Genomic DNA, 9,597 nt, shown 5'->3' with positions numbered 1-9,597 from the left:
GATCTGCATCAACGCCGGCTTTTTGCCTGGGCACAGCCATACAAACGACTCTATTTTGTCGACTGTTATGTTGTCGACCGCTACTTGGTCGCCGCAACCGCGTCCATGCGCACACGTACGTAATCGGCCACCTGGGCAAGCACGGTCGTCAAATGCCCGCGCAACAAGTCGAACCCGGCGTTGCGCTCGCGCGTGGCTTCGTCCATATACAAGGGGCGCCGAATCTCGACCTGCAAGCTGTGCCGGTTCAACGCCGGCTGGCCGATCTGCGCAATCAGTTGCACGCCCTTGTAGGGATCGTTGCGCGCGACGGTATAGCCCAGGTCGCGCAGCGCTTTTTCGATCAGCGCGATGAATTCCGGCTCGCACGTTGTACCGTCCCGGTCGCCCAGCACGAAGTCCGCCAGCGGATGTTCGCTTTGCCGGCCCAGGCGTTCGTACGCGTCGTTGGGCATGGAATGCAGGTTCAGGTGCCACACCGCGCCAAAGCGTTGTTCGGCGCTGCTGATGGCCTGCGACAACGCCGCGTGATAGGGCTCGTAGTACGCCTGGATGCGATGCCGCACCTCGGCCAGGCTCAGCTTGCGATCGTAGATGGGCGTGGCCTTGTCCATGCGGCGCCAGATCAGCCCCTTGCCCAAGCGGGTCTTCTCACCCGGTGACAAGGGCTGCGGCCACGGTTCAGCCAACAAGTCGGGGTCCAGGTCCTGCAAGGTGCGGTTCGGGTCGATGTACACGCGCGGAAAGTGCGCGGCAATCAACGTTGCACCCAGCGTGGGCGCCGCCGACCACAACGCGTCCACGTGCGTGTCTTCGCCCTGGCGCAATTGCGCTTGCGTTGCCACCGCCCCAAAATCGTCGGGATAGCGTTCACCGCTATGCGGCGAATCACAGACCAGCGGCAAGGCCGGCCCCTGAGGTTCATGCACGGAAACCACGTTGAAATCGGCAAGCGTCATCGTCAGTCAGCCTGAATGTTGGCGGCCTTGGCCACCTTGGCGTAGCGGGCCAGGGCCTGTTCGATCTGGACCTGGAACTCTTGGGGCGTCGTGGGCATCAGCGTACCACCCACGTCTTCGGCCTTCTTGCGGAACTCGGGGTCTTGCATCGCCGCGCGCACCGCCTGGTTCAGGCGCTCGATCACGGCCGTCGGCGTACCGGCCGGGGCCACCAATCCGAACCAGCCGCCCGTGCCCATGTCGGGATAACCCAGTTCGATATAGGTCGGCACGTCCGGCAGCAGCGGCGAACGCTCGGCGCCCAGCACGGCCAACGCACGCAGCTTGCCACCCTGCACCTGCGGCAGCGTGGACGACAGGTTGTCGGTGATGGCGTCGACCTGCCCGCCCATCACGTCGTTCAACGCAGGACCCGCCCCACGGTAAGGCACGTGCAGCAGCTTGATGCCGGACAGCATCATGAAATTCTCGATGTTCACATGCCCCAGCGATCCCACGCCGGGCGAGGCGAAGCTGTAGCGGTCAGCCGGCGCCTTCTTGGCCAGCGCCACGAATTCCGCCATGTTCTTGGCCGGGATATTCGGGTTGATGGCAAGGATGCTGGGCACCGCCAGCACGTTCGCCACAGGCGCGAAGTCCTTGATCGGGTCGTAATTCATCTTGCGATACACGGCCGGATTCGAGCCGTGCGTGCTCATCGTCGCCATGCCGATCGTGTAGCCGTCGGGCGTGGATCGCGCCACCTGTTCCATGCCCATCGAGCCGCCTGCGCCCGCCTTGTTTTCAACCACGATGGTTTGCTTGAGGTCGCGACCGGCATATTCCGCGACCAGGCGGGCAACGATGTCGGTCGAACCGCCCGCGGCGAACGGCACCACCAGCTTGATGGGACGCGAAGGGTAGTCGGCGGCTTGGGCAATGCCGGCAAAGGACAGCGTGGCGAACATGCCGGCAAGCGCAAAGCGCGCGGACCGGCCAAGCAGGCGGCGAGACATGGATCGACTCCGAAAGGGAAACGTTGAAGTAAGGGTCAGAACTGGTTGTCAGACAGAGACAGGCCGCCAGTGTCCAAACTTTACGATCCCCTTTCAAACGACTATATTGCACTCCTTCATTACCAAAGGTCATGCTAAATGCGGCTGCATTCGCCGTCCATGTCCGAGCTGCACGCCTTTATCGCGGCGGCACGCTTGGGAAGCTTCACCCTGGCGGCCCAGACGCTGTGCGTCACCCAAGGAGCCATCAGCCGTGCCATTGCCCGCCTGGAGGCCCACTTCGGGCAGCCGCTGATGCATCGCAATGCGCATGGTCTGACCCTGACCGAGATGGGCCAGAAGTTGTATGACGGCGCGCACACGCCGCTACAAGCCATCGAAAAGCTCAGTGCCGACCTGCGGGCGGATGACCGCCGGTTGCGCTTGACGCTATCCACCGTGCCGACCTTGGCCAGCGCGTGGCTGGTGCCGCACTTGCCGGACTTTCATCGGCGCTATCCCGATATCCAGCTTAATTTCGCAGCCTATCGGCGCAATGAGGATTTCTCTAGCACCACGCCAGACGCCAGCATCTTGTCCGGCACTCCGGAACAATGGCCCGGATGCCAGGCCGATTACGTCATCGGCCGCGAAGTGGTCGTTATTTGCCACCCCGACCGCTTGGCCACCCGCCAGGCGCAAGGGCTATGGAGCACCCCGCACGGCCTGCTGGGCGAACCCCTGCTCTTTCACACCAACGGCCAGGACAACTGGGCGCAATGGTTCAACGCAGCCGGCGTGCCACGCCATGCCGTTACGCTGTCCAAGGGGTTTGATCAGGTGTCCATCTTGATCCGCGCGGTCATGGCGGATATGGGGGTCGCGGTATTGCAACGCTGCCTGGTGCGCGACGAACTTCAATCCGGCCGGGTGGCCGCGCCCTTCCCTGATCTGCCGATTCGGCTGAGCCGGGGATACCACCTGTGCGCGCCGGCGCAGCGTCGCGACCATTACGCGCTGGAATGCTTTCGGCAATGGTTGCTGGACACGGCCCAAGCCGACCCCGACGTTATCGCGGCCAGATCGGCGTCGTGAAAACGGCGGAACCATGAAGTCTGGGGACGTCGCCATCGACACTTCTGGTTTCACCGCGCGCGGTATACTTGAAACCAAATAAAACGGGCCTCTTTACAGAGGCCCGACTTTAAGTGCGGCGATAAAACGATCAAGGTGCCAGCTTGAATCCCAGGTCCACGCCCCACTTATCGGTTTCACGCAACCATTTCGCCCCGCAGCTCAGGCACCGGAAGTGATCTTCGCGACTCTCTTCGCGCCCTTTCTGCGTGGGATTGGTGAAACCTTGATGTCCCAGGTGCGAATGCGGCGCGACGCCGGCAAGGCCCGGGTTAATGCGTTGGCAAGCCAAACACATAACGCTCATTGATGCTTCCCCACAAACAGTGTTAGCAAATTGTAAGGGATTTCACCAATGTTTTTCTATCGATTTATAACAATTGAACGACAATAATTGTTAACGAGGGCGTTTAAACAACGTTAGGCATCGCCGCCAGGCAGGTGGCCAAATGGTACGGCGATGTCGACGGCATGTCGGCACGCACGACCTCGCCCTGCCCGTTCAGGCATTCGTACCAACCGCCGTCATGGACGAAATGGGCACGAAAACTGGCCAGCCCCGACTCCAGCGCCGGCCAGTCGCCCAGCACCGCCAGCGCCCTCAGGTATTCCGTCTGCGCCCAAATCCGCCGCGTACCGTCCACCACCGCCCCCGACTCATCCAAGGACGCCAGCACGCCCGGGCCTTGTACGTCCACCCCGTGCGCGCGTGCCCATTGCACCGCGCGCGGCAAGGTTTCCACCAGCTCCAGCCCTTCAAACACCTGCGCCGCGCCGTGCACCAGCGACAGCCATTCAAACTGGTGACCCGGTTCAAGCCGGTTGCCCGCCGTGCCTTGCAACGCTTCGGAAATGCACTGCGTGGGACCGTGCACGAAGAACTGGCTGACACCTTGTGCCAGCGTGCGCAGATGCTGGGCAAACAGCGCGGGCTCGGCAACCTGGGCGGCCGCCAGATACGCTTCCGTAAGGTGCATCATGGGATTTTGCGCGGGCGGGCGCAGCGGCGTCAGCCAGTCGGCGCTAAGCGCCGCATGGTAGAGCCCATCATTTGTCTTGAAGCGCGCCTCAATTGCCGACGCCGTCGCCAGCATGAGCTTGCGCGCATCCGCATTACGGCTGCGCTGAAAATACGCCGAACTCGCCAGCACCACGAAGGCGTGAGTATATAAGTCCTGGGTGTCGTCCAACGGGCGCGCCTCGGCGTCCACGCTGTAAAGCCAGCCGCCATGTTCATTGCGAAACACGCGGCACAGGGACGCAAACAAGCGGTCCGCATGCTGGCCCGCGGCAGCACCAGACGCTTCTGAGAAAACATAGAGTTGACGCGCGCATGCCATGGCCCGATATCGGCTGGGCGGCAGCGGCTTGCCCGTTGCGGCATCCAGCGATTCGTAGGGCAGACCCAATGCGCCGTTGAAACCCTGCCCCATCCAGAGCGGCAGGATGACGGAGTCGAAATGTGCGCGTAACGCGCGGACATGCTCCGTCAGAATAGGAGTGGTCTGTGCGGCAATCATCTTGGAACGACCCATACCCGAAAAGGGCCCCAGGTTTTGGAGCAGCAACGATAACCGAAAATTTCGTCGCAAATTTTGGAGTATTTTCCGCAGCCTCATGCACACACAGACCGGTACCACCGATCAGCTCCGTCCAGGGCGGATAAGCCCTATCGGAAGATGTTTTCCTCGACCCAGTTCTGCGCGAATACTTCCGCGCGATCTCGTGCTTCGTCTAATGAAGCGCAGTTGCCCAAGTGGGAAAACGCGGCATCCACTTCGGTGCCGCCCTCGGCCGTTACCGTCAGCAAGACGCCATATCCGCCGGTATCCATGGCCGCTGTGGAAACGTCGATCAGTACTTCCTGGTCACGATGCTGCATGTGCTACCTCCCAGTCGGTTACCTAAACGCGTGAACCACGCGTGACGTGGCGGGACGAAATCCCGCGTAATTGAATAGACCTGAAAGCGTCACGCAAGTTCATCTTACTGGCGAGATAACAAGCGCGATACGTCCGGAAGATGCCAAATCACACATTCCGTCTCAGGAGATTCCCGTACTGCCCTATAAATACCCCCTGCCGTGCGACATAACGCGAAATCATTCGCAAACTATGCGGCAATTGGGCGCAACTTGCTTCAAACCGCAGCAAGCCAAAACGCACAAGGGGGATCGATATGTGCTGCAAGAAAGCCGGCGAGCGTGCCGGCGGGCAGCGTTCAGCGCACGTGGATGGCGCTGGGCTCTTCCATGCGAAGGGCGAGCTTGCCCTTTTCGGTGATCAGCCAGCGGCCATCTTCGCCGGGCTGAATGCAGCGCAAAGTTTGAAGTGCCTGCGAAATTTCGACAGGCACTTGTGCTTGTGCGGCGCCGGGTTCGCTGTTGTCAGCCACGATGCGCAGCCAATGACCCAGTTCGCCTTTCTGAAAACGATGCAATGCCATGCTGATTCTCTCTTCAATGGCTTTAACGATAGCATGCTCGTCAAGCCCGCCCGGCTATGCAAAAAGCTTGGGCACCGACGACACCAGCAAGGCAATGCCGGACAACGTCAAGAGGCCCAGCACCACGCGCCGAAACGTCACGTCGCTGATGCCGACATACACCCGCGCGCCCAGTAATGTCGGCACCAGCATGGCCGGCACGATGATGGCAAACAGCGGCAGCATGTCTGTCGTTACCACCCCGGTGACGATGTAGCTTGCCATCGTCACCGCCAGCATCGACAAGTTGAAATTCTGAATTACCGAGCGCTGCACGTCGCGCTCGAAGCCGCGCAAGGTGCACCACAACGTCGGGATGACGCCCGTGAAGCCGCCGATGCCGCCCATGATGCCGCCCATCGCCCCCACGACTCCATCCGCCACCTTGCCGCCCGCCGTAATACGCGGCAAACGCGTGGCGAACAACATGATCGGACACCAGACGGCCAGCAAGCCGCCGATGAAGGTCTTGAATATCAAGGGGTCAAGATGCGGCAAGACTTTTACCCCGATGGGGATACCCACCAATCCTCCTAGAACGAACGGCAGCAGGTTCGACCATGAAAAGCCCCGGCGCACGGTGAATGCCGCCAGCAGCTGGCCGGTCAGTGCGCCGAAGACCGTCATCGCGGCAGCCAGGCGTGGGTCGATGGTCCACGCCCAGAACGACATTGCCACCATCCCGAAGCCGAACCCAGACAATCCCTGAACGAAGCCGGCAGCCACCGCGCCCAACACGACCAGCACATATAGCGAATCCATTTCTGCCCCATTTGCCGCATTTCTGCCGCGCATCCCCATGCGTTGCCAGGCCCCTCCCGGCGCGACATTCTAGTGCGTTCTACGAAGGCCGCAGTGCAAGCGGGCGCTTCACTCGCGCGGCCACCGCCGAGGCGGCGACGCTGATGCCGATCAACGTCAGGCCCAGCGCCAGGTCGGCCGACAGGCGTTCATGAAAGACGACGGACGACACGACAAGGCCGATCACCGGCACGCACAGCATCGCAATGGACGTAGCCACGGGCGGCATTTTTTGCGTCATGCCCAACACCACGATGAACGTCAGTGCCGTCGCAAGCGGACCGGTGTACAGGATGATCGGCCACGCATCGGGCACCGTCAAAAAGCCGGGCGCGCCATCGCGCATCCAGGCCAACGCCGCCAACGGAATCGTGGCAAGCGCGGTTTGCCAGGGAATCATGTCGGCGCCCAGGCGCACGTGACGATTGCCGCGCAGCTGGATGATGTTGCACGCCCACGCGAACGAGGCGCCCAGCAGCATGACCAGGCCCACTACGGTATGCGCCTGCCAGGGGCTGAATGCCGGCGCCACGATCACACCGATGCCCGCATAGCTGAGCGCCGTCGCCACCCATTGGCCGGCGTTCAGGCGTTCTTTCAGAATCAGTGCCGACAAGGGGATGACCCAAATCGACGTCGCGTAGGCGACCACGGACGCTCGTCCCGGCGCCACGTACTGCAACGCCCACAACGCCAGCGCGGTAAACGCGCCCATCTGCAACAGCGCCACGCCGGCCACCAGCGGCCATTCCTGGCGGCTGGGAAACCGCAGTCGACCCAGCGCCGCCAACACCAGCACGCTGACCACGGCGGCGGACCCGAACCGGCTGGCGGCAAGCCACAACGGGCTCATGTGTGCCAACCCCATCTTCATGACGGGCCAGTTTCCACCCCAGACCATGACCGCGCCCACCAGCGGCAAAAACTTGCGCAACGTGCTTTGCTGACTTATCACCACAGGATCTACCGCTTGAATATTCCGCACTTCGGCCCATTTGCCGAAGAAAGAAATAGTCTATAGGGTTAACCCCAGCATATTTCACCTCAATTTGCTCCGATACACAGCTTGCCCAGCACGAACGAATTGCCAAGCAACGACAACTAGGTGACTTATGCCGGAAATCAACCTGGATGCGACCGACATCCGAATCCTGAACGAACTGCAACGCGATGCGCGACTGACCAACGTCGAACTTGCCGCCCGCGTGAATCTGTCCGCTTCGCCTTGCTTGGCGCGCGTGCGGCGGCTGGAAACCGACGGGCTGATCGACCGCCGCGTCACCCTGCTCAATGCGCGCAAGCTGGGCCTGAAGGTCAACGTCTTCATCCAGATCTCGCTGGACAAGCAGCGCAAAGCCGCGCTGGACGTGTTCGAACGCGAAATCGCCGTGCTGCCGGAAATCATGGAGTGCTATCTGATGTCGGGCGACGCCGACTACCTCATTCGCGCCTTGGTGCCCGACGTGGATGCGCTTGAACGACTGATCGTCGAGCACATCACGCGCATCCCCGGCGTGGCCAGCATCCGTTCAAGCTTCGCGCTCAAGCAGGTGCTGTACACCACCGCCGTTCCGCTTGCCTGACGGATACCAGGCGACGCGTTCCGACACTTGCGGGATCAGGCGGCCGCCCGCACAATGATTCGTCGGCGCGGCATGCGCGCCGGCTTCCCTCCCATCGCTTAGCAAGGAGCAACCATGCCCGAAACAGAATGGTCACCCGGCAGCGCGCTACCCGATCGTCAGGGTTACTTCGAAGTGGAATTCGACACAGGCGAAACTGAAATCACCCGATACGGCATGCTGGGTTGGGAACCCGAAGCCGAACGCGGCCGCATACTGCGGTGGCGCGGCCTGGATCCGGCTATTGAAGAAGCCGAAATCCAGCGCGAAAGCGCCGTGCGCAATAACGGCGACACGTTGCTCGGCTAACCCATAGCCCCCGCAAAAAAAACGCCGCGGAGTTGAATCCGCGGCGTCTTTCTTGGCGAAAGGTTTTCAGCCGTCAGGCTTACCAGTCAAGCTTCGAGATCTTGGTGCCGGCCAGCGAAACGCCCGCCATCAAGCCACCGTTGTTCATCACGAAACCCACGATCGGCTGCTGCGCCGTATTGGTATCGATGCGGCCGTTGGCTCCGATGTTCACCACGGCAACCGTGGCGTCCGCGCCGACGGTCCAACCACTGCTGTTGCGGAACTTGTTCAAGGCGTCATCCGTCATGAACAACAACACCATGGCCTTGGACTGCGCGCCGGCCTGGAAGCCGATCGAGCCCGCCGTGGTGCTGTAGTAACCGGCATTGGAGCCGCCCACCCGCAACACACCGTTGCCATGCTCGGCGCCCACGATGAAGCTGCCGCTCAACACGTCGGGGAACACCAGCACACCCTTGGCGCGCGCCACCAATTCCTTCGATTGCGGCGAAGCCTCGTACAGCTTGGTCAGTGTGGCGTTGGCCGCGCTATTCATGGAATCGCGCTTTTCGGTTGAGGTAGCCGAGGACTTCGGGGTGGTCGTGGTGCAACCGGCAAACAGCACACCGGCTACCCCGATCGTCGCGGCAATACCTACACGACGCAGAACAGGAAAAGTGTCAAGCATGGAACTCTCCTTTATTGTTGTCAGCCAGTACCACTGTACCGGTCAAACCCGCTGAAGCAAGGCACACGATTGTGTAAAACGAAACAAAACCTACCCGCCTTCATCTCGTGCGCAATGGCCCGGATCCAACAGCCATGGGCCTGCGCGGGCCGAAACTCTTTCCTTGCTGCTGCAACATTTAGTAGAGGCTGCCCCGACAGGACCTCATGCCCGGCGTTGCCGCGCGCCTACAGAATGCCGTACCTCGGTTCGCCGGTGGACGCATCCACAGACACGATTCCAGACAGCACCAATTCCGCATGACGCCGCGCCACGTCGGCATCCGCGAACGTGACAAAGCGGGGCAAAGACCAGCGTTGCAGCTGCGCCCCTCCGTTGCCTGGGCGGCTTACGATGACCTCGATAGCCATCACGCCAGCATCCAGACTCACGATCTCACAACCCACTTGAAAACCATCGATATGGCGTTGCGGTCCCGCCCCCATTCCGCGCTCCTGAAATCAAACACTCCGCGCGCAATATGCCAAAAAAAAATGGTACTGAAAAGCAGTGCTTTTAGTGGGTCATGAAGCACTAGTACACCTAGTACTCCAGCATCTTGCACACGTGCGCATGGCATCGAAATTTCGTCTTTTTAAGCCGAT

At 61.3% G+C, this 9,597-nt stretch carries 13 protein-coding genes; 3 read left to right on the top strand and 10 right to left on the bottom strand.

Translation table 11 applies throughout. The features are described from left to right. Positions 1 to 80: 80 nt before the first annotated feature. Positions 81 to 959, bottom strand: coding sequence for an N-formylglutamate amidohydrolase (locus AC6LJY_RS25560; protein WP_046807414.1), 879 nt, complete (start codon positions 957 to 959; stop codon positions 81 to 83). Between the two features lie 2 nt (positions 960 to 961). Next, positions 962 to 1,954, bottom strand: a complete 993-nt coding sequence (locus tag AC6LJY_RS25555; protein ID WP_485803749.1) for a Bug family tripartite tricarboxylate transporter substrate binding protein — start codon at positions 1,952 to 1,954, stop codon at positions 962 to 964. Positions 1,955 to 2,092: 138 nt separating this feature from the next. Between AC6LJY_RS25555 and AC6LJY_RS25550 the strand changes: the two genes are divergently transcribed. Beyond that, on the top strand, positions 2,093 to 3,028 hold the full coding sequence (locus AC6LJY_RS25550; RefSeq protein WP_498137054.1) for a LysR substrate-binding domain-containing protein: 936 nt from the start codon (positions 2,093 to 2,095) through the stop codon (positions 3,026 to 3,028). A gap of 130 nt (positions 3,029 to 3,158) precedes the next feature. Here AC6LJY_RS25550 and AC6LJY_RS25545 read toward each other — a convergent pair whose 3' ends face one another. From AC6LJY_RS25545 to AC6LJY_RS25520, 6 genes are all read right to left on the bottom strand, one after another. Further along, positions 3,159 to 3,374 (bottom strand): hypothetical protein, encoded by a 216-nt coding sequence (locus AC6LJY_RS25545; RefSeq protein WP_025135384.1) that lies wholly within the window; start codon positions 3,372 to 3,374, stop codon positions 3,159 to 3,161. A 103-nt stretch (positions 3,375 to 3,477) separates the two neighbouring features. Continuing rightward, the gene (locus AC6LJY_RS25540; protein WP_498137055.1) at positions 3,478 to 4,587 is read right to left on the bottom strand and encodes an AGE family epimerase/isomerase; all 1,110 of its coding nucleotides are present in this window, start codon (positions 4,585 to 4,587) and stop codon (positions 3,478 to 3,480) included. Positions 4,588 to 4,736: 149 nt separating this feature from the next. After that, positions 4,737 to 4,949 carry a hypothetical protein gene (locus tag AC6LJY_RS25535; RefSeq protein ID WP_008159938.1) on the bottom strand — a complete coding sequence of 71 codons (213 nt, stop codon included), beginning with the start codon at positions 4,947 to 4,949 and terminating at the stop codon, positions 4,737 to 4,739. A gap of 338 nt (positions 4,950 to 5,287) precedes the next feature. Continuing rightward, on the bottom strand, positions 5,288 to 5,512 hold the full coding sequence (locus AC6LJY_RS25530; protein ID WP_046807417.1) for a hypothetical protein: 225 nt from the start codon (positions 5,510 to 5,512) through the stop codon (positions 5,288 to 5,290). 54 nt (positions 5,513 to 5,566) lie between these two features. After that, positions 5,567 to 6,313: a sulfite exporter TauE/SafE family protein gene (locus AC6LJY_RS25525; RefSeq protein ID WP_046807418.1), complete on the bottom strand. Its 747-nt coding sequence runs from the start codon at positions 6,311 to 6,313 to the stop codon at positions 5,567 to 5,569. A gap of 79 nt (positions 6,314 to 6,392) precedes the next feature. Next, positions 6,393 to 7,304, bottom strand: coding sequence for a DMT family transporter (locus tag AC6LJY_RS25520; RefSeq protein WP_485803865.1), 912 nt, complete (start codon positions 7,302 to 7,304; stop codon positions 6,393 to 6,395). A 160-nt stretch (positions 7,305 to 7,464) separates the two neighbouring features. Between AC6LJY_RS25520 and AC6LJY_RS25515 the strand changes: the two genes are divergently transcribed. Further along, the gene (locus AC6LJY_RS25515) at positions 7,465 to 7,935 is read left to right on the top strand and encodes an Lrp/AsnC family transcriptional regulator (protein ID WP_006218755.1); all 471 of its coding nucleotides are present in this window, start codon (positions 7,465 to 7,467) and stop codon (positions 7,933 to 7,935) included. Between the two features lie 114 nt (positions 7,936 to 8,049). After that, complete coding sequence (locus AC6LJY_RS25510) at positions 8,050 to 8,283, top strand: hypothetical protein (RefSeq protein ID WP_046807419.1); 234 nt, start codon at positions 8,050 to 8,052, stop codon at positions 8,281 to 8,283. Positions 8,284 to 8,362: 79 nt separating this feature from the next. Here the strand turns inward: AC6LJY_RS25510 and AC6LJY_RS25505 are convergent, their stop codons facing one another. Both AC6LJY_RS25505 and AC6LJY_RS25500 read right to left on the bottom strand, forming a co-directional pair. Next, on the bottom strand, positions 8,363 to 8,953 hold the full coding sequence (locus tag AC6LJY_RS25505; RefSeq protein WP_046807420.1) for a BPSL1445 family SYLF domain-containing lipoprotein: 591 nt from the start codon (positions 8,951 to 8,953) through the stop codon (positions 8,363 to 8,365). Between the two features lie 227 nt (positions 8,954 to 9,180). Further along, positions 9,181 to 9,384 (bottom strand): hypothetical protein, encoded by a 204-nt coding sequence (locus AC6LJY_RS25500; protein ID WP_240434065.1) that lies wholly within the window; start codon positions 9,382 to 9,384, stop codon positions 9,181 to 9,183. Positions 9,385 to 9,597 lie beyond the last annotated feature (213 nt).

It is taken from the genome of Achromobacter sp. RT286_PF, from assembly GCF_059760425.1.
This window is presented reverse-complemented; position numbering and strand designations above follow the sequence as displayed.

What these genes read in the sequence shown, in the direction of transcription:
- AC6LJY_RS25560 (WP_046807414.1), bottom strand. Translation starts at nt 959, where the DNA reads ATGACGCTTGCCGATTTCAACGTGGTTTCCGTGCATGAACCTCAGGGG.
- AC6LJY_RS25555 (WP_485803749.1), bottom strand. Translation starts at nt 1,954, where the DNA reads ATGTCTCGCCGCCTGCTTGGCCGGTCCGCGCGCTTTGCGCTTGCCGGC.
- AC6LJY_RS25550 (WP_498137054.1), top strand. Translation starts at nt 2,093, where the DNA reads ATGCGGCTGCATTCGCCGTCCATGTCCGAGCTGCACGCCTTTATCGCG.
- AC6LJY_RS25545 (WP_025135384.1), bottom strand. Translation starts at nt 3,374, where the DNA reads ATGAGCGTTATGTGTTTGGCTTGCCAACGCATTAACCCGGGCCTTGCC.
- AC6LJY_RS25540 (WP_498137055.1), bottom strand. Translation starts at nt 4,587, where the DNA reads ATGATTGCCGCACAGACCACTCCTATTCTGACGGAGCATGTCCGCGCG.
- AC6LJY_RS25535 (WP_008159938.1), bottom strand. Translation starts at nt 4,949, where the DNA reads ATGCAGCATCGTGACCAGGAAGTACTGATCGACGTTTCCACAGCGGCC.
- AC6LJY_RS25530 (WP_046807417.1), bottom strand. Translation starts at nt 5,512, where the DNA reads ATGGCATTGCATCGTTTTCAGAAAGGCGAACTGGGTCATTGGCTGCGC.
- AC6LJY_RS25525 (WP_046807418.1), bottom strand. Translation starts at nt 6,313, where the DNA reads ATGGATTCGCTATATGTGCTGGTCGTGTTGGGCGCGGTGGCTGCCGGC.
- AC6LJY_RS25515 (WP_006218755.1), top strand. Translation starts at nt 7,465, where the DNA reads ATGCCGGAAATCAACCTGGATGCGACCGACATCCGAATCCTGAACGAA.
- AC6LJY_RS25510 (WP_046807419.1), top strand. Translation starts at nt 8,050, where the DNA reads ATGCCCGAAACAGAATGGTCACCCGGCAGCGCGCTACCCGATCGTCAG.
- AC6LJY_RS25505 (WP_046807420.1), bottom strand. Translation starts at nt 8,953, where the DNA reads ATGCTTGACACTTTTCCTGTTCTGCGTCGTGTAGGTATTGCCGCGACG.